The organism is Streptomyces sp. NPDC051582 (assembly GCF_040681715.1).
Taxonomy (GTDB): Bacteria; Actinomycetota; Actinomycetes; order Streptomycetales; family Streptomycetaceae; genus Streptomyces.
Genome location: NZ_JBFAZJ010000057.1, coordinates 1 through 24,217, shown reverse-complemented (window position 1 = coordinate 24,217; position 24,217 = coordinate 1). Strand labels below are relative to the sequence as shown.

Annotated in this window: 27 protein-coding genes and 1 pseudogene; 1 reads left to right on the top strand and 27 read right to left on the bottom strand. The window is 70.6% G+C overall.

From position 1 onward, the window contains the following. Positions 1-57: 57 nt before the first annotated feature. From AB0M92_RS37725 to AB0M92_RS37600, 26 genes and pseudogenes are all read right to left on the bottom strand, one after another. Positions 58-609, bottom strand: a complete 552-nt coding sequence (locus tag AB0M92_RS37725; RefSeq protein ID WP_366106903.1) for a hypothetical protein — start codon at positions 607-609, stop codon at positions 58-60. Continuing rightward, positions 606-1,163, bottom strand: a complete 558-nt coding sequence (locus AB0M92_RS37720) for a hypothetical protein (RefSeq protein ID WP_366106902.1) — start codon at positions 1,161-1,163, stop codon at positions 606-608. The genes AB0M92_RS37725 and AB0M92_RS37720 overlap by 4 nt, the downstream gene beginning before the upstream one ends. 75 nt (positions 1,164-1,238) lie before the next feature. Further along, positions 1,239-1,805 carry a hypothetical protein gene (locus tag AB0M92_RS37715; RefSeq protein ID WP_366106901.1) on the bottom strand — a complete coding sequence of 189 codons (567 nt, stop codon included), beginning with the start codon at positions 1,803-1,805 and terminating at the stop codon, positions 1,239-1,241. Positions 1,806-1,908: 103 nt separating this feature from the next. Further along, entirely contained in the window at positions 1,909-2,823 is a 915-nt protein-coding gene (locus AB0M92_RS37710; RefSeq protein ID WP_366106900.1) for a hypothetical protein, read from the bottom strand. Between the two features lie 14 nt (positions 2,824-2,837). After that, positions 2,838-3,632, bottom strand: a complete 795-nt coding sequence (locus AB0M92_RS37705; RefSeq protein WP_366106899.1) for a hypothetical protein — start codon at positions 3,630-3,632, stop codon at positions 2,838-2,840. Between the two features lie 75 nt (positions 3,633-3,707). After that, positions 3,708-4,445, bottom strand: a complete 738-nt coding sequence (locus AB0M92_RS37700; protein ID WP_366106898.1) for a hypothetical protein — start codon at positions 4,443-4,445, stop codon at positions 3,708-3,710. Between the two features lie 276 nt (positions 4,446-4,721). Then, positions 4,722-5,405: a hypothetical protein gene (locus AB0M92_RS37695; RefSeq protein ID WP_366106897.1), complete on the bottom strand. Its 684-nt coding sequence runs from the start codon at positions 5,403-5,405 to the stop codon at positions 4,722-4,724. 109 nt (positions 5,406-5,514) lie between these two features. Further along, positions 5,515-6,123: a hypothetical protein gene (locus AB0M92_RS37690; protein ID WP_366106896.1), complete on the bottom strand. Its 609-nt coding sequence runs from the start codon at positions 6,121-6,123 to the stop codon at positions 5,515-5,517. A gap of 209 nt (positions 6,124-6,332) precedes the next feature. Next, positions 6,333-7,304: a DUF4007 family protein gene (locus tag AB0M92_RS37685; RefSeq protein ID WP_366106895.1), complete on the bottom strand. Its 972-nt coding sequence runs from the start codon at positions 7,302-7,304 to the stop codon at positions 6,333-6,335. An 18-nt stretch (positions 7,305-7,322) separates the two neighbouring features. Beyond that, positions 7,323-7,676 carry a hypothetical protein gene (locus AB0M92_RS37680; RefSeq protein WP_366106894.1) on the bottom strand — a complete coding sequence of 118 codons (354 nt, stop codon included), beginning with the start codon at positions 7,674-7,676 and terminating at the stop codon, positions 7,323-7,325. A 47-nt stretch (positions 7,677-7,723) separates the two neighbouring features. Then, the gene (locus AB0M92_RS37675; RefSeq protein ID WP_366106893.1) at positions 7,724-8,737 is read right to left on the bottom strand and encodes an N-6 DNA methylase; all 1,014 of its coding nucleotides are present in this window, start codon (positions 8,735-8,737) and stop codon (positions 7,724-7,726) included. A gap of 146 nt (positions 8,738-8,883) precedes the next feature. Continuing rightward, complete coding sequence (locus AB0M92_RS37670) at positions 8,884-9,246, bottom strand: hypothetical protein (RefSeq protein ID WP_366106904.1); 363 nt, start codon at positions 9,244-9,246, stop codon at positions 8,884-8,886. Positions 9,247-9,504: 258 nt separating this feature from the next. Next, complete coding sequence (locus AB0M92_RS37665; RefSeq protein ID WP_366106892.1) at positions 9,505-9,843, bottom strand: hypothetical protein; 339 nt, start codon at positions 9,841-9,843, stop codon at positions 9,505-9,507. A gap of 122 nt (positions 9,844-9,965) precedes the next feature. Continuing rightward, positions 9,966-10,268 (bottom strand): hypothetical protein, encoded by a 303-nt coding sequence (locus AB0M92_RS37660; protein WP_366106891.1) that lies wholly within the window; start codon positions 10,266-10,268, stop codon positions 9,966-9,968. 77 nt (positions 10,269-10,345) lie between these two features. Continuing rightward, complete coding sequence (locus AB0M92_RS37655) at positions 10,346-10,810, bottom strand: hypothetical protein (RefSeq protein WP_366106890.1); 465 nt, start codon at positions 10,808-10,810, stop codon at positions 10,346-10,348. Positions 10,811-11,338: 528 nt separating this feature from the next. Continuing rightward, on the bottom strand, positions 11,339-12,013 hold the full coding sequence (locus AB0M92_RS37650) for a GNAT family N-acetyltransferase (protein ID WP_366106889.1): 675 nt from the start codon (positions 12,011-12,013) through the stop codon (positions 11,339-11,341). A 173-nt stretch (positions 12,014-12,186) separates the two neighbouring features. Further along, positions 12,187-12,744 (bottom strand): hypothetical protein, encoded by a 558-nt coding sequence (locus tag AB0M92_RS37645; RefSeq protein ID WP_366106888.1) that lies wholly within the window; start codon positions 12,742-12,744, stop codon positions 12,187-12,189. 130 nt (positions 12,745-12,874) lie between these two features. Beyond that, positions 12,875-14,179, bottom strand: a complete 1,305-nt coding sequence (locus AB0M92_RS37640; protein WP_366106887.1) for a DNA methylase — start codon at positions 14,177-14,179, stop codon at positions 12,875-12,877. 22 nt (positions 14,180-14,201) lie between these two features. Then, positions 14,202-15,566 (bottom strand): hypothetical protein, encoded by a 1,365-nt coding sequence (locus tag AB0M92_RS37635; protein ID WP_366106886.1) that lies wholly within the window; start codon positions 15,564-15,566, stop codon positions 14,202-14,204. A gap of 66 nt (positions 15,567-15,632) precedes the next feature. Continuing rightward, positions 15,633-16,097, bottom strand: coding sequence for a hypothetical protein (locus tag AB0M92_RS37630; RefSeq protein WP_366106885.1), 465 nt, complete (start codon positions 16,095-16,097; stop codon positions 15,633-15,635). Beyond that, the gene (locus tag AB0M92_RS37625; RefSeq protein WP_366106884.1) at positions 16,094-17,080 is read right to left on the bottom strand and encodes a hypothetical protein; all 987 of its coding nucleotides are present in this window, start codon (positions 17,078-17,080) and stop codon (positions 16,094-16,096) included. Before AB0M92_RS37625 ends, AB0M92_RS37630 begins: the two co-directional genes overlap by 4 nt. A gap of 67 nt (positions 17,081-17,147) precedes the next feature. Then, complete coding sequence (locus tag AB0M92_RS37620) at positions 17,148-17,753, bottom strand: hypothetical protein (protein ID WP_366106883.1); 606 nt, start codon at positions 17,751-17,753, stop codon at positions 17,148-17,150. Further along, positions 17,750-18,109, bottom strand: coding sequence for a hypothetical protein (locus AB0M92_RS37615; RefSeq protein WP_366106881.1), 360 nt, complete (start codon positions 18,107-18,109; stop codon positions 17,750-17,752). Before AB0M92_RS37615 ends, AB0M92_RS37620 begins: the two co-directional genes overlap by 4 nt. A 185-nt stretch (positions 18,110-18,294) precedes the next feature. Continuing rightward, entirely contained in the window at positions 18,295-19,065 is a 771-nt protein-coding gene (locus AB0M92_RS37610; protein ID WP_366106880.1) for a hypothetical protein, read from the bottom strand. 26 nt (positions 19,066-19,091) lie between these two features. Further along, positions 19,092-19,907, bottom strand: coding sequence for a hypothetical protein (locus AB0M92_RS37605; RefSeq protein WP_366106879.1), 816 nt, complete (start codon positions 19,905-19,907; stop codon positions 19,092-19,094). 129 nt (positions 19,908-20,036) lie between these two features. Then, positions 20,037-20,420, bottom strand: a pseudogene (locus AB0M92_RS37600) (HU family DNA-binding protein); the annotation flags it as partial. 295 nt (positions 20,421-20,715) lie between these two features. Between AB0M92_RS37600 and AB0M92_RS37595 the strand changes: the two are divergent. Beyond that, entirely contained in the window at positions 20,716-22,314 is a 1,599-nt protein-coding gene (locus AB0M92_RS37595) for an ADP-ribosylglycohydrolase family protein (RefSeq protein WP_366106878.1), read from the top strand. A 334-nt stretch (positions 22,315-22,648) separates the two neighbouring features. Here AB0M92_RS37595 and AB0M92_RS37590 read toward each other — a convergent pair whose 3' ends face one another. Continuing rightward, positions 22,649-23,989 (bottom strand): hypothetical protein, encoded by a 1,341-nt coding sequence (locus tag AB0M92_RS37590; protein WP_366106877.1) that lies wholly within the window; start codon positions 23,987-23,989, stop codon positions 22,649-22,651. Between the last annotated feature and the right edge of the window lie 228 nt (positions 23,990-24,217).

Here is a 24,217-nt window from a genome sequence, read left to right as displayed (position 1 = left end):
GAGGTTCCAGACACCTAGTAGATACCTTTCAGAGGCATGGGAAACGAAGCTCAGCACTCATGTGCCAGAGATCTGTAGAGGACTAGAGATAACGACGGCCGGGGTGAAGAACTCGCCGGTCGACTGCCGCTCGCTGTAGCTGCGCATTCGAGTGATGAGCAGGCCGAGGATGTCGTCGGACTCGGCGCGGGCGGTGTCGGAGCAGTACTCCAGCAGCCCTGCGCGGACGAGGACCCGGGCGTAGTCGGACAGGCCGCGGATGTCGGTTTCGGTGGGGTGGGAGAGCCAGTCGTGGAGTGGGCGGGCGGCTTCGGTCAGGTCCGGGTCGTACGTCCAGAAGGAGTTCCAGCCGGCCCGAAGTGCGTCGATGAGCTGCTCGTCGTTCAGAGGGAGCAGGAGCGGGCCGTAGTCGGGGCCGTCCGGCCGCGAGGGGGCGGACAGAGCGAGCCCAGCCAGGGTGCCCACCGCGATAGCCCGGTCGCTGGAGCCGCCGCGGTTGGACGTCCACCAGGCATGCGCGGCGTCGGCTATGGCGTGGGCGTGGTCCCGCCCGCTTTCGGGCGCCATGGCGCGGCGCATTCCGGCGGGCGGGATGCCGTACAGCGTCACGTCGCGTCTCCCGGCCCCTGCGCGATGAGGCGGTCGAGTTCGGCGACGAGCGGCGGCAGGAGGGTCCGCTTGCGTCCCAGGCGGCTGGAGCCGAAGGACTGCAACCTTCCGGGGTGGCCGCTGGGCTGGAAGTCGCTGTCGACGACCCAGGTCCGGTCTCCGGGCATACGGGACAGACGGTAGGCGGCCTTGTTGAGCAGCGTGCTGTGTTCGAAGAGGAGGAGTTCGGCGTACAGGCCGGTGACGTTTCCGGCCTGGCGTTCGCCCAGGACCGGCACGACGCCGGTGTGCTCCACGGTGGTGTCCTCGTCGGTGATGGTGGCGGTGAACGTCCGGGCGGCGCGCAGCGGGGCCAGCGCTCGTTCGGCCGCCTGATGGGCTTCGGGGAACCCGATCGGGTCGGCGGTGAGGCATCGTCCGGCGAGGGCGAGCGGGTCGTGGGTAAGGGCCTCGGAGAGCTTGAAGGGAGCGAGTTCGCGCAACAGCGCGTCGCGCCCGAGGGTCACGAGGTACCAGTACTGCTGAGCGTGGGTGGTGGGGATCGTCGTGTCCATGGGGGTCCCTTCCTGGGGCGGCGGGCGCTGGCGGGACAGTCCGCCCAGCGGGTCAGTTCGGGGTGCGGCGTCGGCTCAGCTGCTCGCTGCATCGGCTTCCTCGGCCTTGAGGTCTTCGAAGTAGTCGCGGGCGCTGGCGACCAAGCCGGGGACGTCGCACCCGAAGGACTGGGCCGCGTCCAAGAGCGCCGCGAGCATCCCCGCCTCTCGCTCCGCTCCGGCGGCGACGACGGCGCACACAGCGGTGAGGTGGACGGGGTACGCCTCGCTGCGCAGCTCCTCGGCGGCCTGGTAGAGGTCCCGGGAGCTGACCCGCCCGTCTGTCAGGCAGAAGAGTTGCGCGACCAGATCCCCGATCACGCGGTCGGCGCTCTCCTGGTCGTCGACGACTTGGTCGCCGGGGTGGTTGAAGGCGACCTGGGCCATGGCTTCGGCCGCAAGGACGCCGAGCCGAACGCGCTCGGTCCGCTCGGGCACGGGCAACAGCGTCGTCGGGGCGTGCTGGTTGTACGCCTCCAGCGCCTCGCTGGCCCACGCCGCGCGGTCCGCGTTGGTGCACTCGCGGACGGGATTCATGTTGATCCCGGCGTTCCGCGCCACGGCGATGCGGGCGGCCTTGCGTGCTGTGATGGGGATGTCCACGGTTGTCCTCTGGGTGAGGTTCGAAGAGTGCGGTCGGTGAGAGCGAAGCCGTCGCTCGATCACAGTCATCACGTTACACATTGAAATAGCAATACGCAACGCATCAGGCCGGGCGACGGTCATCCGCCCACTTCGGGTACGGAAGCGAAGGCATCCCGAAGACCGTCCTCGACCTCTCGGCCCGGGTCCGCGCAGCGGGCAGCAGGTACCGCAGGTTGCCGGGGTGACGAGCGGCGCGGGCGCCGATCGCCGGCAGGATCTCGGCCAGCCAGCGAGCCGGCTCCTCCTCGGGCCGCAGCGGCCGCGCCCCAAGAAGTTCGAGGCGGCGGACGACCCCGCCGCTGCCAGCCTCCCGGCCGGTGACCTTGGCTTTTGACCGTGCGCTGAGTACGGACCCGTCGGGCAGGAAGCACAGGGACCGGGCGGTGCCGCGGCCCGTGAACCGGGCGCCGAGCGCCTGGTAGACGATGCCGAGATGGCCAGGGGAGCCGATCACCACACCCTCGCCGGTGACCCGCCGGCGCGGCATGGGATCGGCGAAGGAGACGACCCCGCGCACCCCGCTCTCCGCCGCGAGCCGCAGGGCTCGGGACACTAGGAACGTCTCACCGTTGGCCGGAACGGAGGCGCTGACGATCAGTCGGGCCAGTTCGGCGCTCTCCACGTACGGAGCAAGTCCGGGGTAGGGAACGGTCAGCACCCGCTCGTTCATCGGGGAGGCGAGCACCACGGCTCCGACCAGGACGTGCCCGTGCACGGTCTGATCGGCTGGGCCGGGCACGGCCTCGGTGTCCAGCATCCCGAAGCGGTGGATGGCCGCGGGCCATCCGGAGAGATAGTGCTGTGAGGTGACGTAGCGGCGCGCCGTCTGCTCGTCGATCCGGACGACCTCGTAGCGAGCCCTGCGGAAGCCTCCTTCCGAGGCGTGCCGCCAGCTGGGTACGCCGAACGACCACCGCTGGGCATAGCCTCGCGGATCGCCGGCCACCATCGCCCGCAGCTCACCGGCGCTGGGCATGACCGGCATCCCGTTCACGCCGCCTCCCAGACCGCGGCCAGGTGGCCCAGGAGGTCCTCGCGCCAGCGCAGCGCGTAGGGCAGGCAGTTGGCCTCGCTCTTGTGCGTGCCGCAGGTCCGCTCGAACCGGCCGCCCTTCGACCACGCCATGCTGTCGGCGGAAGCCACGTGCCGCCACGAGATGTCCAGTCCGGACTTCTTGTAGCCGAAGGCGTGCAGCCTCAAGCCCATGGCGTGCAAGTCCTCCAGGATCCAGCTCGCCGTGAAGGTGCTGGGCCGCCGGCAGATGCTGCCCACGCCGACGAGGGGTTCCTTGGTCAGATCGACGCCTGCCGCCGCGAACTTCTCGACGCACCGGGCGTATTGGGGACGAAGCCATCCCTGGACGACGGGGATGATCGGAAGCTCGGGGGCGAGTTCGCGCAAGGTCAGGAAGTTCGCGACGGTGAGGTCCTGGTGCTGGTCGATCGTCAGGCCGGTCATGCGCAGCGCGTCGTCCTCGCACATGAGGTCCTGCTGGCTGGCCCAGGACAGCCGGCCCACCTCATCCCTGTACCTGCGGATCTGCTGCACGTACTGCTGCGGGGTCGTGCGCCATTCGCCGAACTTGGTGATCTCCGTGAAGCCGCCGCTGTCGAGCGCCCACGGGTGGCCGGCACGGGGAAGGCTTTTGACGCGGGCGAGCTGACGGTTCGACACGAACATCGGCACGCGGCTCTCCTTGAGCCAGTGCGGGCGATGGACGCCGAGCCAGAACGTCGGCAGCGGCGGTGCCGCCTGTGCGGGCTGTGCTGGAACGAGAAGGGGCATGACCTCTCCGAACGTCAAGGCATTGGGTGGGGGCGGTGCGGCCGCGCGGACTCCGCGCGGCGCGGAGGGCGGGGCTCACCAACCGACGAGGCCCTTGTTCTGCGCGGCCGCGAGCTCCCACAGACGCGCGTGGAGCCGGGCTGCGTCGCCGGGCCCGCAGCCGTACCGCTCGAACACGGCCCGGGCCGCGACGGTGCGGGACCCCGCGAAGGCGAGGTCGCCCTGCGCGACACGGAGCCGGGTCAGGGCCCGCGTGGCTGCGACGAGCCGTGCCGCGTCGATGACCGGTGCGAGGCCCGGACTGTGGGCGGGGGTGTGCATGAGGGCGGTCACCTGCTTGCCGACTTCAGTGCACAGGTTCTTGGCAGACGTCAGCCAAGGACGGCGGGCGCTGGTGAGGGCCGGGGACCAGCTCTGGCCGCGGTCGGTGCTGACCACGGCGCACTCGAACTGGAGGCTGACCCGGTACGTGAGCGACACGGCGGCCCGCACGTCCATGTGCTCCCCGTGAGCCACACCGCTCTGGGCAAGGCCCGGCGTGAAGCGCACCTGGGCGGCCCGGCCGTGGATGGTGGTCTCCAGCTCGTAGTTCGCCTGAACCACGGCTTCGACGTCTAGCTTACCGGGGCCCGAGGATCCCGGGAGGGGGAGGGCCTGGTGGAGCAGGCCGGCGCGGAGCTGCTGGGCGAGAAGTTCCGAGAGGTCCTGGGCTGTACATGTTCCGGTGGCGTGCGTGATCGAGCGGATCCCCGCGCGTGCCGCAGCGAGTAGCTGTTCCTCGGCGACAAGCGGGTCGAAATCGGCTGAGGGCATGACGGAGCGCTCCATGAGACGAGGCGGGGAGAGGTGACGTACGACTTGCGGGTGCGTCGGGTGGTCGGCGGCGGGGGAGCGCGGCCGGGGCGCGGAGTGAAGGCGGCGAGTGAAGGGCCGGGGTGTGAAGGTGCCGGGCGCGCGGTGGTGGAGCTGCGCCAGGGGCGGGCGGCTGTCTCAGCGCACCCCGCGGGGCAGGGGGCCGCCGCGAAAGCAGTGGGTGCCCGGCCCCCTGCGGCCGGTGACGGCGGAGCCGGGTGGAGTCCCGAGGGCCGGTCAGCGCTCGGCGGCGGGCAGCGGCGCTCGGTCGAGTTTGAAGAAGCACCGGCCGAGTTCCTGCGCGGACCACGTGAACGGGCGCCAGTCCTTCTCCCGGACGGTGACGGTGACGCCGGTCGGTGATTTCTCGACCGCTTCGACCTGGACGATCGGGAAGTGGCCGCTGGCGACGCCGTCGCGCATGAGGCGGTCCCCAGGCCCGACCGGAGCCTGGACCTCGCCGCCGGTGTACCGCGTGTAGGGCACCAGGACCTGCGGGATCCCTTCCGGCACGGCCAGCGCACGATCGGTCAGCATGTCGGCCAGGTGCTCTCTGATCAGCGCGTAGAGGCGCCGGGAAGGCGGCGCCTCCACCGCGAGTGCCACGAACGCCAGGCGCAGTGCCTCGTCGTCCAGGCCGGGCGGATATCCGCGGCTGTCGGCGCGGGTGAGGACGTCCTCGGCGTACCGGTGAGCCAGACGCCCGCGGTGGAGGGACCCGGCGGCGGGCGGACTCGCGGCGACGCACGCCGGGCAGGACAGCGGTGCGTCGGTGACGCGCGCCGGGTCCAGGTGCTCGTAGTGGTGGACGACCGAGTACCGGCCCGCGTCGCAGGCCACGTCAATCAGAAAGCCGGTGTGGCTGTTGAGCAGACCCTCGTGAACGGCGCCGTCGTGGCCGATGAGGTTCTTGTGGTCCATGTCTTCTCCGCTGCCCAAGGGGGCAGCGTCCTCGCCTTCGGTGCGTCGGGTGGGTGGCTGGTGGCACGGGCGCGGTGCTCGCGGCCCCGCGCCTCACATGCCGTCCGGCCTACTTGCTGAGGTAGAACTTCACCCCCCGGCACACGACCAGGATCGGCCCCGTCGCGTTGATGATCAGCTGGTACGCCTCCTGCTCGGAGACCGATCCCGCCTCCGTCACGGTCTCGTCGAACCGGGTCTGACCTTGGAGGTAGCGGATCAACTCGTACTTGGCCATCGGCCCGTCGAGCGGAATCGTCGCCCCCATCGGCGAGTGGGAGTCGCTCAGGCCCCGCCCGATCCATCCGGCCGAGAGCTGGAGCGGGGCCGGGAACGGGACGCGGTGCGCGAGGTGCCGGGCGACGGCTTCGTGGGCGCGCTGGTCCCACATTCCGTTCCAGACATCGCTCGCGTTCCTGGCCTCCTCGTCGTACGCCGCCAGGGCCCGGCGCATGTTCAGGTACTCGTTGTCCTCACGGAAGAGCCGGGACGCGGACCAGTTGCCGGTCGTGTCGAAGCCGTCATCCATCGACTGCCCGTCGTGCTGGCGGCCGACCATCCAGTGCCCCGTGGACTCGTCTACGCCGAGCCACACACCCTCGAAGGAGCCGCGCCACTCGCGCCGCGCCTGGTCGACCACGGTCCAACCCTGGTGCTGCTCACCGGTCTTGATGCGCATGAGTGTCTCCTGATCTCGTCGGTAGGGAAGGGGTGGGACGCTCAAGCCGAGGGGCGAGCACCACCAACTGAGATCACAGTACACAGTGGAACAAGAACATGCAACGTCGAGTTGGGTCGTGTGCCCCGGGCGTCAGGGTGCCATCGGGGCGTCGGTTCGGATCCCGGCGGCGAGGGCGGAAGCCGTCAGGACCGGGACCGAGCAGCGAACTACCCCCACGCGCGGCCGGCGTCAGGCTGCAGGGCGGGGTAAGCGGTGGCCAGGACCTCCTCGGCGATGAGAGCGGGCCCGCGCGAGTACGCGAGGGTCTCCTGCCCGTCGCCGGACTGCACAACGGCCAGATCCGCATGGCGGCCGGCGACCCTGTGCACGGCCCGGCGGAGGTCGTCGTTGCCGGTGAGCAAAAGCCTGCCCGGCCCAAGGGGATCGGAGGCGAGACGGGCGAGGCTGATGGAGCCGGGTGCGGGACCTGCGGTGCGGGCGGCGAAGTCCAGGCTCGCGTACAGCTGGACGACGTCGGGGCAGCGGCGGCCGGCGGTGCGGCGGACGGCCACGCCGTGGCTTCGGCCGGCAACTCCACCAGCGGGAGGTTCGGGGTCGAGCAGGTGCAGTGTGCGGAAAGGGTTGGAGAGTTCGTCCTCGACGCCCGTTGCGGCGCGGTCCCGGAGCGCGTACATGCTGACCAGGCAGGCAATGTCCGCGGCGACCACCGATCGGGCCGGGCTCCTATGGCCGGAGGCTTCGGCGGCCGCCATAAGGCGCCCCTGCAGTTCTGCGCGGCTGTACCGGCTGATCGGGGAGTACCCGAAGAGGTAGCGCCAGCTGGGCACATGGCACCGTTCGGCGCTCACGAGCCACCAGTGAAGCAGCCACAGGCTGGTGTCGAGCTCAAGGAAGGGGTCTGCTCCGGCTTTCTCGTCCAAGAGCCAGTGGGCACGGTCGGTGGGCACCAGGTCCCGGCCGTGCCGGGCGGCCAGTCCGAAGGCCTGGGACCAGAAGGACATGGCCGGGACCATGCTCTTGCCGACTCCGAGCACGACGGTCGCGTCGGGGCGGCGCAGGGCGGCGTGGTCCTGGAGCAGGGCGAGGTAGACCTTGCGGAGCCACCCGTCGCGGGGTGGGTAGCCGCGGTGCCGGCCGAAGGCGGGCAGGCAGCCGGTCATGGGGGTGTGGTTGGGCACGGTGATCCCTTGGGAGGCTCAGTCGAGTGAGAGGGGGCTGCGGTCGGAGAGGGTGAGCCGGGCGACGAGACGCGCGAGGGGCTGCGCCCAGTCGTCCGGGGTGCCGGGGACGAGGAAGTCCTCGCTCCAGGTGGTGCCGTCGCCGACGAGCGGTCGGCTGGTCACCTGGACGTGCCGCAGGTGGGTTCCTGCGGGGGCGAGTTCGAGTTCGTAGGACCGAGTCTCGGTGTCGATGTACCAGCTCAGACAGCCCTCGGCGTCAGGGCATCCACAGGCCGGCATGTACACGCGGGTCCGGCTGGGGATGGGCAGGACGGCGCGCAGCGCCTGAGTGACGGCCTGGCCCTCCGTGTGGTCGTGCACTTGGACCACGTTTCTTCCTTTCGACCCGGCCCACGGAAGTGGGCCGGGCCGGTCGGCTACCTGCTGGAGGTGAGGGCGTCCAGCAGCTGGTCGGTGGTGCGTGTGGCGATCGCGAAGCGGATCATCTTCATGACGTCGTCGCGGTGGCGGGCCATGTCGCGCGCCTGGGCGAGGGTTTCCTCGGCAAGGCGAGGTTGTGCGAGGACGTCTCCGCAGCCGACGACCGCCCGGGGGCCCAGTTCCCAGACGAGGGCATTGACGGCGGCTCCGGCGGCGGCGAGGGGGTCGAGTTCGAGCATGACCCAGCTGCGCTCGGCTGGGTCCTCGCCGTCGCGGCGCAGTTCCTGCGCGGCGGAACGGAAGAGCCCTCCGGTCCCGGCGGTCGGCTCGAGAGCCCATTCGCCGCCTTGGTGGGGCCGTTTTTCTGAACTGCCGTCGTTGGCCAGCATCGCGGCGATCAGGCGGCTGACATCGGGCGGGGTGTGGTACTCGCCGAGGCTGCGCCGGGAGTGGTGGTGGCGCAGGCTCGTGATGACCCAGGAGAGCAGGTCGATCCGGGACCGTTCGGCGGGGTCGGTGTCTCCGGTGTGCTGGAGGACCCCGTGGCGCAGCGCTGCGCGGGTCACGGCCCGGACGCCCGCGAGGTGTGTGTCGTGGAGGTCCTCTCTTGTCCAGTCGAACAGCGGGCGGGCGGTGGTCCACAGGTCGGGGCGAAGGCGCCAGTAGTAGTTGGCGCTCTCGGCCAGGCCGCGGACCAGGACGCGCGGGGGTTGTGCGGCGATGTATGCGGCGATCGTGTCGGCGGCCTCGGCGCCTGGGGACTTCTGGGGCCACAGGGCGAGGGCGGCGACGACCCCTGCGGGGATGTCCAGCCGGCTGCCGCCGGCGGCGTGCCAGGCCTCGGCGACCGCTTCGCCGAGGACGGAACCGGGGCTGCGGCTGACGGTGATCGGGGGACAGTCGGCCGTGCCAGCGTGCCGGGCACAGCTTGGATCGGCGCAGCTCCGGGCGTTGTGGGTGTGTACCTGGTCAACGGCCTCGATCACGAGGGCGGCGGTGTCTACGGACATGTGGGTTCCAGGGCGTAGGTGGGTCTGCTGGTCGGGAATAGGAGGGCAGGGCCAGGGCCGCGGGCGGGAACGCACCGTCCGCGGCCCCCCGGGCCTGCACGTTGTGGTGACGGGTGGTGCCGTGCGAGCGGCCGCACCCGGCGCATTCAGAGGACTCCGCGGCGGGACAGATCCGGCTCGCACAGGGAGCACGTCCCGCACGGCGCGTGCTCGGTGCATCCCGACTGCGGGAGGGCATGGGCCGCGGCGTCCTCGCGATGGATGAACTTGGGCCACTCGCGTTCGTACAGGAACTCGCCGGCCCACTCTCGGGACTGGAATCCGGGGATGCGCGAGGCGTCGTTGGCCGTATCGGGCTGGGCGACCCATGTGGTCGAGCCGTCCGAGAGGGTGTGTTCCCACACGTACCCGTGCACGGTGGGGCTGGCCTTGTTCACCACGAGGAACCCGCGGGTGTAGTCGTTGTGGGCGGGCTGGAAGTCGATGTGCTGGGCGAGGCCGGGCAGCATGATCACGCCTCCGAAGGGTGAGGGCGGGTGTTGTTGGGGGTGCGGGGTCTGAGCGAGCCCAGCCCCTGCGGTGGCCTGCACGCGCCCCGACTTGGGGTGCGAGGCTCATTCCTGGGAGACGAGGGCGATCAGGTACTCGCTCGTGTGCCGGGCGGCGTACTGCACGCATGGAGACGTGGAGTTGCGGAGCTCAGGGGCTCGGACCTGCGGCTTGCGGCGTGCGCGGGGGCGGATGCCGGACCTAGAGGCTCGCTACCGTCACCGAGTCGCGTCGGCGGAGTTCTTGACCACCCGGCCGCGCGGGGTGAGGGTCCACACCTCGTCGGGTGCTTCGCCCCGTTTCGGCGCGACCTGGGTGGCGGAGCGCCTCCACACGAGCAGATACGCACTGGGGTCTGCGTCGGGGAAGTCTTCGACCGGACTGTCGGCGAGCGGCGTGCCGTATTTGACGCCGTCGTAATAGGTCGGGCCGTGGTGGTGTGACACGCGGCGCTTAAGTGCCCGCTCGGGAACTTCCTGGTTTGGGGCGAACTCCATCGCGGTCAGATCGGCCGGCTTCTTTCGGCGCGACGGTATGAACGTGAAGTACACAGTCATCGGCGTGAGTTCCCCGGGTCGTTGAGAGCGGGCTGAGGTGATGTTGGGCTGTGCCCCACCGTGCCGCCGTGGGTGGCGGCAAGACGGAGAGGCGTTGCCGGTCGGGTCGGGCTACTCGGCTTTCAGGCGTTCCGCAGTGCGCTCGGCGCGGCGGTGTACTTCACGCACGCGGGCATGGAGTCCCGCAGATCGGGGCCGCGCAGCCCGCGGCTTCCGCGGGGCAGAAGACCGCACTTGAGACGCTCTCGGCCGCCCTTGAGCTGCTTGAACACCTTGTTGGCGCACCCTCCGCAGACGGCGGAGGGGTTGTCGAGATCGGTGCCCAGAAGCGGTGCCCGGGTCGCGGGGTGCTCGCCGCGGTCGAGGTGCATGCGTATCGAGCCGCGGCCAGACCGAGCCGGGGCGGGGATCAGGGGCGTGGTCATGATGGAGGTCCTTCCGGGCGGGATGTCTGTCGGGGCGGCGGCACCGAGGGCATCGGTGCCGCCGGGGGCTTGTGGTGCTACTTGGCCTTGCGCTGGTCGACTCGGTGGGCCTGTGATGCCGCGCGCATGACCTCGTCGAAGTCGAAGCCGAGGCCATGGGTGTAGGAGCGCAGATCGTTGAGCAGCACGTACAGCGCCTTCGAGAAGGTGGGGTAGGCGTCGTCTGCCATGTGCACGCGGAGGGCAGCAGCGGCGTCGCTCGCGTGCACGTAGTTGTCGAAGAGGTGGTCTTCGGCGGCCGAGTCGTCGGTGTTGGTGATCGGCTCGACGGACGGGGCGAGGTTCGGCATGGCGGCCAGCGGCCGTTCGTCGAGGCGCGCCCTGGCGTCGCCGTCGAGGCAGCGCTCGAAGTCGGCCCGCATGTGGCTGGCCAGGTGCATCAGGTCGGTAGTGACGTCCACAAGGGTCAGCCAGATGTCGTTGCTGCTCTGGCGGTAGGCGAGAAGGGCGGCGGCGACCTCATGGGCGACGACAACAGGCATGGGAGGGCTCCTGAACGGCAACGGGGTGGGCTCGGCGTGGACTTGAAGACCCGCCAGCGATGTCATTAATCTACACAATGAAAAGAGAATAAGCAACATCATGGAGCTGGTGAAGGCGGGGCTGGTCAGTCAGCCGTCCCCGCCCTCCACCTAGTTCGAGCGCTCAGCGCAACCCGTGGCGGCGCGGAGCCGCTCTACTCATTCCCGCCGGCATCCCTGCGCGCTCGCAGCTCTCCAGGCGGCTGCCGACGGGGCATCGTGCCGACGAAGACCAACAGCGCCCCCAGCGCCACTCCGGCTGTAATGATCGCGCCCACAACGCTGCCGGGCTCCAGCACCCACACGCTGACCAGGGCGACGGCTGCACTCGGCGCGCCCCAGCGGAGCGCCCAACGGCCCCATGGGCTCGGGCTCTTCCCGTCGACAACCGGCATCAGTTCCTCCTTCGTTCTGGATGCTGGCCGACGCCTGCACCCCGTGCGTGAATTCTGCGGCCCGGGAGGGCGGACCTCCCGGGCCGTGATCGGGTCAGGCGCAAAACTGCTCCCCGTCGAAGTACGCCCCACGGGCCATGCGGGTGTTGGGGAGGACGCCCGAGACAACTGGCGAGGGAAGGCCCGGGACGTCGACGAAGGTTGTGTATCGGTCCAGGGGCCGGGCGGCCACCCGGGTGTCGCCCCAACGGTGCCCGACCGCGCTCAGGGGGCCGAGGGCCACGTTCAGGTCGTTCATGATCGAGAAGCCGAGACCCTGGTAGTAGCTTTCCAGCTCCGGGAAGCAGTTGAGGGTCAGCACCCCGTAGCCGGCGCGTGTGAAGCGGCGTACGGAATGCCGGATGAGTTCGGCGCCGATGCCTCGCCCGCGCTGATCGGGTTCCACGGCAACCGCGGTGATGATCGCGATTCGTTCCGCCAGATCGTGCGCCAGCGGCACGTCGATGCCGGGGTGGTCGAAGAGCCACAGCGGCGCGCCTCCGAGGAGGACGCCGAGTGGCTCGCCTTCATCGCTTTCGGCCACGACCATCAGGGCCCGGAAGTGGGAGAGGGGCCCTTCCTGCGGCAGGGACAGGTTCGGCCGGACCTCTTCGAACGCGTTGGGATCGTCGGGATTCACGTCGGCGAGGAGCCGCATGACGGCGTCGGCGTCGGTGGGCACCGCGTCCCGGAGGGTGATGCCGGACAGGCGCGTGCGAGTGGTACTCATGGAGGCTCCTGGGGGTGACGCGAGGCGCAGTACGTCGCCTCTGGTTGTGGGCCGCCGGAGGGGTCCTCAACGGCGGGCTCGGTCACGCTGGACCGGGGCCGGATTCGGCCGGGGCCGGGCCGACCGGAGCGGGGGAGCTGCCCGGACGGCCCGGAGCGCTGTGCCGAGGTACGTCAGTGGATGTGGCGGCCGTCAGGGACGGTCCGGCCGATCAGGCGCCAGGGCGCGCCGTCATTCAGGACGGCCATCGGGCACCAATCCGACCGGTGGGTCGACAGGTCGGCCTCGATGGCCGTGTACCAGTGCCGCGTGAGCGGACACTGCGTCCCGCGTGCGCATCCCGGTCGCTTCGCGACGAACACGTGGTAGACGTCCGGCGAGATGGGGAGGCACAGCCGGAATCCGTCTGCGATGCGCTTGCCGTAGTCCGACGGGCTCTCGCCCCGGTACCGCCCCCAGACCTGGACGCCGTAGACAAACTGGGGCTGGTCGCCGCGTTCGAGCCGCCAGCGCAGCACGGGGCCGTAGCGCGGGCTGTCGGGGGACGACTCGTCTGTGCCCGCGGGCGCCGCTCCGGTCATGTCAAGAACGGTCTGGCTGGTCCCGGTGAACGCCTGGGGCACCGCCAGCGCCCAGGACGAGGAGGCGCGCTCTCCCCACGCATACAGCCTCCGCCGCCGGTACTGCGTCCCCGCCTTGCGGTGCTTTATGAGCGGCTTGTTCCGTTTCATCTCTCTCGGTCCCCCGATGCGCTGAGACGGCGCGACGCCTGGAGCGGCGCTCGTCAAGTGGGTTGATGTGGCGGGGCGTTGGCCCGACCTGAGAATGACAGTACACACTGAAACGGCAATACACAACATTCTATGGAGTGCTGCCCCCACCGCACCGGGCGAGGTCCGCACCCGCCTGGAATCGGTCCCAGGCCAGTCGGCTGTCGACCGCGTCCTCGATCGCTCTCCAGACCAGCCCTCGCGCGGGATCCTCCGGAACGTGGGGCTCTCCGCGGTTGCCCCGGATCACCGTGACCGTGTCGCCGACCGGCGGACGGGCCCGGTGGACGAGGATGCAGGTGGGCGTCCCGTGGCCCGGGATGTAGGCCCCGGATGTGTCGATGATCCAGCGCGCGTCGAAGCGGGGCAGGAACTCGGTGACGTACCGCCTGCCGAACTCTCGCTTCATAAACGAGTTCGCGGTCAGCTGCGCCACGAAGCCGCCCGGGACGGCCAGGTGCTCGAGCATCAGCGCGGTGAAGGGCAGGGCCAGTGAGTACTTGCCGGCCGCCACCTGCGGGTATGCGGCGCGGACCTGGTCGCGGACGGTGGGGTCCTTCGGGGTGATGTACGGCGGGTTGGCCACGCACGCGTGGTAGGCGCCGGCAGCCAGCAGGGGCTCGGTGCGGTCCAGCAGGGAGTCGGCGGCGGCCACGTTGACGGGCCACGACGCCGGGACGCGGTCCAGGCTCACGCCGAGGACGTGCGCCGAACTCGCCAAGAGCCGGTAGGCGGTCAGCGCGGCGGCGTACGCGTCGAGGTCCACACCCGACACCGCGGCGAGCGCCCGCTCGACGGCCCGCGGCCCGTGCCCGACCGGAGCGGGCCGGCGGCCGCGGATCGGCGGGACGCGGACCATGTGGAACGCGGCGACGGCGATGTGCCCGGTCCCGCAGGCAGGGTCGATCATCCGGACGTCGGCCAGCCCCCACTCCTCCATCGCCGGCTCCAGTGACAGGCGCAGCAGGAGACGGGCGACCCAAGGCGGGGTCTGGCACAGGGCGCGCCCCTTGCGGGCCTCCTCGGACAGCAGTTGGTAGGTGTCGCCGAGCGCGTAGCCGTCCACGCGGTGCTCACCTTCCAGGGCGGGGTGCCGGTCCCAGAACTCCTCGATGGCGGCCCAGGCGGCCGCGCCGAGCGGCTGCTCCCACAGTGGCAGTACGGCCGGATCGGAGAGCGGGACGAGCGCGTGGTGGCTGTTGGCGAGGCTCTCCAGGGACTTCAGCAGGCCGCCCGGGCCCGGAGGGCGGTCGTAGGCCAGGACGTGGTCGTGGGCGTGCCGGGCGAGGGCCGAGGCGTGGATCCAGAGGGCGGCCGTGCGCCGGTCGCCGGTGTCGCGCGTGACCGTGGCGGTGAGCTTGTCGTAGGCGCCCGGTGGCAGGGTGCGGGTGGTCATCTTTCCTCGCAGGGGTCGGGTGCTACTGGCTGTCGGTCATCGCGGCCCAGACCTCGGCGAAGGCAGGACGGGCCTTGTCCTGCACGCCGGCGGGGGCGGTCACGTAGAAGTCCTCGGCCGTCCCGTACGTCTTGGAGTCCGGGCGGACGCGGGTGCGCACGCGGGCGATGCCGGCGCCGTGGGCGTCCGTGGAGTGCTCGACCGGGCGGTTCAATGCCGTGGCCGCGGTGGTCAGGAAGGTGCCGGCTTCGGTGCGGCTGCCGGTGCGGACGGTTTTCACCGACCGGTAGACGGTGCCCTTGATGCCGTTGTCTCGGCATTCGGGCTTGGCGCACCGGTCGCCGTGATCGGTCTTGCACTCGGGCCGGCGGCCGGCGGTGTAGACGCGCTGCACCCGGTAGACCGCCCACGGCTCCTCGTCGAGCCGGGCATCGAACTGGCCGAGCGCCTCGGTGTTCTGGTCGTCGGTGACCCGCCTGAACAGGGTGTCGTCCTTGTAGAGAGAGCTGTTGTCGTTCAGGGCCATCGACACGTACTCCAGGCGCAGCACCCGCGCCGCGAGGTCGGGGTACTTCCGCAGCCGCTTCAGATGGTCCGGCTGCGGCGAGCACACCCCAGAGAACGGACAAACCGGGCAGTACGACTTGGACATGTCGATCCCGAGGTGGTCCTTGACGTAGCCCTGCACGTCCTTGCGGCCCCAGCCGAGCCGGAGCAGCGGGTAGTCCAGAGCGAAGGTCTGGCGGCCGGCCTTTTCGTTGCGCTCGGCCTGGGCTTTGTTGGCCTTGACCGCGCGCTTGCGCTCGTCGGCGTTGTAGCCGAACAGCTTGCCGACCGTCTGACCGCCGGCCTCCCGCAGTTGAAGATCGTCAATGGCGAAGGCCTTGAACTTCTGCGCGCACTTGTGCCCGCCCGCGTACTGCGGAACGGTGCCGTTGGCCTCCAGTTCGTCCATGAGGGTCCACTGGCCGCGGTCGAAGACCTTGCCGGGATTCGTGGTGTCGGAGAGGACCTGGACGCCGGCGGACTCCAGGTGGCCGGCGCGCGCGACCTGCGTGTACCGGATGCCTTTCCCCCGCAGCAGCGGCAGGACGTGGTTCTCGACGTCGGCGATCGTGTCGGGAAACTCGAACCCGGTCATCGCCGTCACGATCGAAAAGTCGGAGAAGTCCTTGGCGACCCCGAAGGCGGTCGGATCGTTGATGATCGCCAGGGCCAGCGCCGTCGAGTCGACGCCGAGACCGAAGTTGAGCGACTTGTGCGTCGTCGCGCGGAAGGATTCCAGAGCGTCCGTGGAGGCGACCTCGGCAGGAGCCGGCACGCCGGAGTACTGCGTTGCGGGGCCGGCCTTGTCGAGGTCGGGTTCGAACAGGGCGAGGGAAGTCATGGGCGTACCTGTGGGGGAGGGGCGGGTGCGGCCGGGGAGGGCCGCACCCGCCGAGGGAGAGGGGGATCAGGGCTGGGACTTCGCGGCGCGTGCGGCGTCGAGGCCCGCGGGGGTGAGGAAGGGCCGGTGCTTCGGGCCGGTACGGCCGTCGTCGCCGTCGGTGGGCTGCGGGGCGCCGTCGGCGTCCCGGTACTCGACGAGCGCGAGACGGGCGAGGGCTGCGGCGGTCGGCCAGCTGACGTCCCGCAGCGCGCCGTCCTCGTCGGCGGAGTCGACGGCCGCCAGCTGGGAGTCGTTCAGGATCGCCCGCCGCCCGGCGCCGGTGATGAAGTACGGTCCGACGCCCTGCGCCTGCGCCAACTCCGCCGGTAGCCGGAAATCGTCGCCGTCGTTGCGGTAGACCAGGCCGTCGTCCAGGTAGACCTGGAGCGTGGTGCGGCTGCCGTGTGACGTGAGGTGCCCCGACGGATGGGCACATGCGGCACGGAGGTGCTGGGGCGCCGGCGGGTAGGACTTGGCCTTGGCGCTCATCGCGGGCCCTCCAGCGCGAGAGTCGGCACCGCGGAGAGTGCTGCCGCCTGCGCACCGATCGCCGCAGCCGTGACCTTGAGTCCGCAGCCTGGGCGCTCGCACTCCTCCGTCGCCCTCGGGTTGGGCCACCGGCAGTCCGGACAGCTCCACATCAGCCCCGCCGAGACTGCCGCTGAGGAGATCGCGGCCCTCTGCTCCGTGTCGGCAGCGTCCAGGAGCTGTTCCAACACGGTGGGGTGCGGGGCGTGGTGGTGACTGTGGTCGTCGAGGACGACTGTGTCCTCGACGACGACGCGCAGCGGTACGGTCCCGTCCGGCCGGACGACGTGCTCGGGGTCGGCGCTGTCGAGGTGGACCGAGACCCGCACGACACCGTCCTCGGCGTCCACGTAGCCGAAGACGAGCACACCGGCCACCTCGATGCACGAGGGTCCGTCGTCATCGGCGGCGTAGAAGACGGCACCGCGGTTGAGGCCCTCGGCCGTCACGGCGTCGGGGAAGGCGAAGTTCAGGGGAACGATCCGAGAGCGCTGGGGCCGTCCGATCTCCTCGGAATACAGCTCGAAGCCCTGATCGGGCACCGCGTTGCCGTCGGTTCCGTAGTAGAGGTCGATCGCCTCGGCGTCATTGGCCGGAGGCTCATCGGGCACGTTGCCCTGGCCGCCCACGTTGGCCCAGTTGCTGCGCACGTGCGTGGCGAGCTCCGCGAGGGCAGCGCCCTCGGTGGCGTACGGCGCCGTGGAGTCCTCGTGGCGGGTCCAGATGCGCAGCATCCAGACCTGCTCGCCCGGGCGAGGTCCCAGGATGGCGGAGATGGCCGGGGACCGACGGCCGCCGGCCTCGGAGACGATCTGGGCGTGAACGCGCTGGGCGAGTTCACGGTAGGGCGACGGCAGTTCGGCTGCGGCCGGTGAGTGGGCCAGGGTGCCGGCGATGCGCACCAGGCTCTCGATGTCGGAGGGGCGGAAGCGTTCAGCGAGCATGGTCATCCTCGTAGGTGGCAGAGCCCGGCGGTCACGGGTGGGCCCGCCGGGCGTAGAAGTGGAAGCGCTAGATGTCGAGTGCCTGGAGCGCCGCCACCAGGGCGAGGGCGCGCTTGCGCTCGGGGGACACCCGCACGCGGCGGATGCGCTTCGGGTCGGAAGGAAGCTGGATGCCCACGGCACCGCCGCGGTCATCCCGGCGCAGCGCGTACTGGTCCGCCGAGAGCATCCAGGCGTCCCAGTCGTCGGCCTTGCGCCCGGCACGCACCTGGGATTCCGCGGTGGGGGCCGTGACGGGGCAGGAACAGGCCGGGTCGTCGCACGGACGGCCCGCCGGATGCCGGGAGATGACGCCGCCCGGACGGTAGGTGGCGCTCGTGCCGTTGAGCGTCGGGCACGCCTTCTCCGCATACATCAGGCACGGCGGGTGGAGTGCCGGTTCCGGCGCGGACCCGACGCTCACGTCCTGCGGGCGGACCAGCACGTAGAACCACCGCTCCAGCGGCCGTTCGCAGATCTGGCACAGGCTGTTCTCGAAGGCCCGGGCGCGCTTGCCCGAGTGAAGGCCGCCGAAGACCGGCAGGCCGTTGTGCTCGAACGAGACGTACGGGACGACCAGGCCGCCATGGGTGGGACGGTGTGCGCACGCCGCGGGAATCGCCGGGGCGCTCACTGCGGATCACCACCGGCGAGCTCCCAGGAAGGGCGGGCGAGTTCGACCAGGAAGGTGTAGGCGGAGTCGCTGGCCTGGAGCAATCGGACGACCGGGAGGTGCCGGTACTGGTCGAGGAACTCTCCGATCGTCAGCGCGGTGTGGTGCGTGTGGGGCGCGTTGTCCGAGCAATTGCCGTTGCCGAAGGAGACCAAGCGCTCGCCCTGGTGCTGCGGCCACGTGTAGGCGGCGAGGAGCTCGGCCTGGCTCCAGTTGTTCGGGTTGGCGCGGACCTTGACGAGCTCGGCGCCCGGCACCAGCTCCCTGAGCGAGTCGAGGGGCGGCGTCCGGCGCGGTTGGGGGCTGCTCAGGGGCATGGCGGTCTCCCAGTACGAGACGGGCGCTTCGTGGCCCGGGCGGTGAGTTGAAGGGCTGCGGGATTCGCCGCGCAGCGGTGCAGCGGCCGGACAGCCGCCCTCACAGCGCCGGCGAAAGCCGACGTACGGGCTGTGAAGGAGAGGGCGGCCGATCGACCAGACACCCACACACTACACATTGAAATCTAGATACGCAACATAATGGTGTGGGGTGTTCCCTCATCGCCGCATGACACGGCGAACCGGGCCGTCAGCAGCGCCACGCACAGCGCGCGGATTCCTCCCTGCTCCCACAGCGCCTGGGACTCCGGCACCGCAGCAGGCCACCACTGCACCGATACCCCGTCGCGCACCACGTCGACGGCGACTCCATACCCGTCGTCCTTGCTCCAGTCAGCCATGCGCACATGCGGGCGCAGCACCTCAACGGCACCCTCGTGGAGGCGGATCGCCTCCTCCTTGGCACTGCGCGCGGCCCTTCGCAGGGCATGGGCCTGGGCGGCGGACACCGGTCGGTAGACGGTGCTGACCTCCTCGTTCTCCGCGAAGACGACCAGGGCTCCCCCCTGCGCCGCGAGCACTCGGTCCCGGCCGGCTTCGGTGACCAGTTCGAGCAGCTGTTCCGCGGAGACGGTCGTGTCGGGTCCGCTCTCGGGAACGGCGGAGGCCCGGTAGTGTCCGTGCCGCACGAGGTCCAGGGCGTGCCTGACGGCCAGCATGGCGCGGGCCAGCTCGGTGGAGCCGGGCTGCCCGTTCGCGGCGTAGCGGGTCAGCCGCTGGTGGACTAGGGCCGCTTCCCGCTCGTCGGGGTCGTCGAACTGGCTGGGGACCACCTCCCGAATGGCGAGGTCGATCACCTGCGTCAAGTAGCCGGCGCAGAAGGGCCTGCGGCGGAGCAGGCGAAGCGCCAGACGTTTGGACGAGCTGGCAAGGACGGTGGCTGGAGCCTCGGACACGAGGTGACTCCTCCCTGATTCGCCGGTCACGAGCCGGGCTGGTGGATGTACGCGATCCACGCCTCGTACTCGGCGGCGCCGAGTACGGGGGGCGGCACGATGGGGGCGCGCCCGAAGCACCGGTCACAGGGACGTGCGCCCAGTTCGGCGCCGGTGGCATCCCGTCGGCGGCCTGGCAACGCTGTGCCGCAGACGGCCAGGTCCGCCGGAATTGACGGGTCCAGCCTCAGATGCAGGTCCTGGCCGTGAAGGACCGGGCGGACCACGACGCGCCCGGTTTCGGAGTCGGGGCCGAAGTGCCGCGCCAGAAACGTGACGGCACGGGCGTGGGCGGCCTGGGCTCGCTCCGCCAGAGTCCGGGTGTCATCCGGCAGCTGTTCGACGGCGCGCAGAGGCTGCCGCATGTCTGCCGCCAGACGATCGACGAGGGCCCGCCCCTCGGTGAGGAACTGCGGCGCGTCGCCGCGGGGGTCGTCGCTACGCTGGCCGACCCAGATCCAGGACAGTGGCACGAACGCGGCCAGCTCGCTCAGGAGCCCGTATTGGCGGCTGACAGCCCAGGTGGCATATGTGGCGCACGGCCGGTGGGTGCAGGAACCGGCCGGCGCCTGGCAGGCGCGCAGCTCGAAGCGGAAACCGAGCTCGGTCGCGGCAGTGTGAAGGATGCCGAGCTCCGCCATCGCGCCGCTCGGTTGCGGCCTTGCCCACCAGGCCGGTACGCCGCCGACCGATGGGCCGGGTTCGGTGCTGTGCCCGAGCCCCTGCGCCTCCCCTGAGCGGGCGGAGGCCAGAGTTCGGTGAGCAGAGACGACGCGGGCGCCGTCGATCACGAGATAGGTCATCAGGGGGTCTCTCCGATTCGGCCGGGCGCAGCAGCGCCCGGCCGTCGAGATGGAAACGCCAGAGGGATGGGGGTCCGGCGAAGGGGATCAGGCGAGCGACTTGATGGCCTTGGCGGGCTTCTTCGGCGCGGCCTTCTTGGCAGCCGCCTTCTTCACCGTGGTGGCGGGGGCAACGCCGCCGGTGAGGCTGCCCTTCGGGGCCTTCTTCACGGCCACCTCGCTGCCCTTGGGCAGCTTCTTCGCGCCGCTGACGAGGTCCTTGAAGCCCTGCCCCGGGCGGAATCGGGGAACGGAGGTCTTCTTGACCCGCACCCGCTCACCCGTCTGCGGGTTGCGGGCGTACCGGGCCGGGCGGTCGACCTTCTCGAACGCCCCGAATCCGGTGACGGAGACGCGCTCTCCGGCGACAACGGAGCGGAGGATGGCGTCGAGCACGTGGTCGACGGCGTCGGCGGCCTGCTGGCGGCTGCCCATCTTCTCTGCGACCGCTTCGACGAGCTGGGCCTTGTTCATGGCTGAACTCCTTTGCATGTAAAGGGTTTTGGGTGCCAGGCGGTGGCGCTGACATGGGGCCCGCGAAGGGAAACGGGGCGCGTCGTACGGAGCGGCATGAGCGCCTCCGACAACCACCACAGTACACACGAAAAAAATAACACGCAACGCTAATCGTCATGTTGACGAGAGAGGTGGGGTCGTGTCACTCTGACGTAGCGACAGCGGGTTGGAGCGCCAGGCGAGTTGATGCCGCGCTCCCCGCCACTGCCTTCCTCAGACCATCCACGCGGTACATGACCTCGGGAGAACACCCGTGAACACGAAGCTCGTTGACTCCACCGCCGCCACCCCGATCCCGGCGTCCCACCCGCTCAGCGTCCACGCCACCGACCGCGCAGCCGGCGTCCTCCTCGGAGCCGCGTGCGGAGACGCGCTGGGCGTTCCCTACGAGTTCGGCCGCCGACTGACCGCCGACGAGCAGCCCGCCATGATCGGCGGCGGCCTGGGCCCGTACAAGCCGGGCGAGTATTCCGACGACACGCAGATGCACGTGTGCATCGCCGCAGTCGCCGCTACCGGCGCCGACCTGACCAGCGACGGGGCGCTCGACCAGATCGCCCGCAACTTCCACCGCTGGCGTGACGGCGGCGCGAGCGACATCGGGAACCAGACCCGCAGCGTGCTCGGCGCCGCGAAGGCCCACAAGACGGGGACACCCGCACAGGCCATGCTGGCGGCAGCCGACGCCTACACCGCCCGCACCCGGTTCAGCGCGGGCAACGGCTCCCTCATGCGAACCGGCATCGTCGCCCTCGCCTACCTGGACGACGTCGAGGGAATGGTCAGGGCAGCCATCATGATCAGCTCCCTCACGCACTCCGACCCCGAGTGCGCTGAGGCGTGCATCCTGTGGTGCTCCGGCGTCCGCGTCGCGGTACTCGAAGGCACCTTCGACGGCGTCCGCCAGGGTGTCGCGCTCCTTCCCGCAGACCGGCAGGAGATCTGGCACGCGAGGCTGGACGAGGCCGAGGCGAACCCGCCGCACCACTGGGAGCGGAACGGGTACGTGGTCACCGCCCTCCAGGCCGCGTGGTCCGCCATCACCCGCACGCCCGTCCCCGACCTGGCACCGGAGCGCGACTCATTCCCCGCACAGCACTTCCAGCTCGCCACCGAGGCGGCTGTCCGCGCGGGCAACGACACCGACACCGTGGCCGCGATCGCAGGCACCCTTCTCGGGGCGCGCTGGGGCGTCTCTGCCATCCCGCTCGACTGGCAGCGGGCGGTGAACGGCTGGCCGAAGATGTCCGGCCCCGACCTCGTCCGTCTGGCCGTCCTGACCGCCCGCAAGGGTGACGACGACAGCGACGGCTGGCCGTCGGCCCCGCGCGTCAAGATTCCCGGCTATGCGGGTGCGGCCTTCACGGTGGCTCACCCGGAGGACCCCGGGGTCATCCTCGGCAACCTCCCGATGACCGAGTTCACCGGCACCCCGCCGGTCGACGCCGTCGTCTCCCTGTGCCGCATCGGGCAGGACCCGGTCTTCTCCCGGATCGACGCTGAGCACGTCCGCGTCTGGCTTGTCGACAAGGAAGGCGAGAACCCCAACCTCCACTACGCCCTTGACCAGGCGGCCCGCCAGGTCCTCCGGCTCCGCAAGGAAGGGAAGCGCGTCTTCCTCCACTGCGTCGCGGGCCGCTCGCGCACACCCGCCGTGGCGGCGGCCTACAGCACACTCTTGGGAACGGACCCACACACCGCCCTGACGGAAGTCTGGACGGTCCTGGGCAAGCACTGGACCCTCCTGGCGCACCCGCAGCTCCACGACGCCGTCTACGAACTGGCGGGGCAGCCGCCGTACCAGCCGCAGCCCCGCCCCCGCCGTAGCCTCTTCTTCCGCAAGCGCGGTTGATTCCGGCACGGTGCGTGGCACCGCCGCAACCAGGGGCGCGGTCTCCGGCGGAGACCGCGCCCCTCTCGGTGCGCCGTCAACTCGTCAGCGCCCCGCTAGGACAGACACAACGACCAGATGCAGATGCACCCGGAGCCCGTCGGCCATATGGCCGACGGGCTCCGCGTTTCCGGGCCATCTGCGCAGCCCGTGGCCCCCGCCGGGACCGGACTTCGGACAGGCCGACCCCCTGGCAGGGCGACGCGCTTGCGGCGCGGCCCGGAGCCCGGTCGAGCGCGCGCCATGGGGGCCGGCGGCTTCCCGCCAGCCCCCGGCCGTGCCTCGCGCCGTCCCGCTACGCCCGGGCGTCGAAGTTGCCGGACCCCCTGCGGCTGAGGACGTGGTCGTAGACAGTCCGGCGGTACCAGTGGTCTTGAAGGACCCGGGGCTTTCCACCGTCCCCGGCCGTCCGGTCGGCGAACGGGACCTGCCCGCGGGCGTGGTAGGCGTGGATGGTCTCGCGCGCGAGGGGTTCGCCGCGGGTGGCCATGCCCAGCACCTCGGCGAAGTCGTAGATGTCCAGCAGGTCCAGGGGGTCGCCCTCAGGCAGCGGGTTGACCAACGCCGGTCCGGTGCCCTTGGCGGCCGCCCATACGTGGGGGCGGTGCTCCTTCACCCACGCGTCGACCGCGTGCGCGGCATACGTGCGCGGACGGGTGCGCAGGGGCGTCGGGAAGGCCCGGCGGATGACCTTCTTGCCGTCTCGCTTCTCCTTGACGCTGATCCACTGCAGCCCGGTGCGCTCGGAGACGCCATACCGCGGGCCGATCATCTCCGCGGTCAATTCCGTCTGCTCACCGCGGGCTTCGGCCACCGACTCATCCGCCGGCGCCGGCTCGACCTGGACGTCGGCAGAGGAGTCGGCTGCCGGCGTCTCGGGCCACGCCTGACCCGTCAGTTCCGTACGACGCTGGGCCGCGGTCCAGGAACGTCGGCGGTTGTGCCGGACCCACTCGTCCACCTCGGCCGCGCTGTAGCCGTTCTCGCCGGCCTCGGGGAACCCCTCAACGCGGGTCCACCCCCTGGCCGTCTGACCGCTCACGCTGTACGTGCCCGCGATGGCTTGGGCATCGACGTACCCCGTCCGCGCGGTCGAAGCACGTTCCGAGCTCTCGCCGCCTGCAGGGGCCTGTTCAGCGACCGCCGGCTCCTCAGACGCCTTCTGGCGGCGCATGCGACGAGGTCGGTTCACGAACTCGTATGCCGTCTCGCGGAACCACATGCGTTCCGTCACCTCCGGCCGCTCCCCGTCCCCCGGCTTGCGGTCGGGCCCCGGCATCTTCTTCCGGGAGATGTACGTCCGCAGGGTGACCTCGGGCACCGGCTCCTTCCGCCCGAGGGCCTTGCCCTCCCAGGCGGCAATGTCCGACAGCTTCACCAGGTCCCTCGGACCGCCCTCAGGCAGGCCGTACGGGTTGTCCGAGTCCTGCCCCTGCGCCCAGTAGACCGGGAGGTTCTCGCGCAGCCAGTCGTCCACCAGCGCAGCGTCGCGGACCAGGGTCCGCCCGGGACCGGACGGCCATCCCTCGGGGAAGCCCTCGAGCGTGACCCAGTAGGCCACGTTGGCTTCGTTGACCTTGTACTTGGTCGCGATGTCCTGCGAGGTCACAAGTTCATCGGCGTCGGCGGGAATCACTGATACTCCTTGTCGGACCGGCAGTGAACCCGCAGGCCGTAGTCGTGGCCCCGAAGGTGGGGGCCTGGGTGGAACGAGCTCGAGCTGTGACCGGCATCGCCGGCTCCTCTCCGCGCCGGCGCCCTCGATCGTGCAGGGGCAGGCGCTAAAGTACATCACGTTTGGCCAATAGGCAACGTAAGTGACCGTGGGGGTGCCTTCGGGGAGGGGCGGTGATCCGCCCCTCCC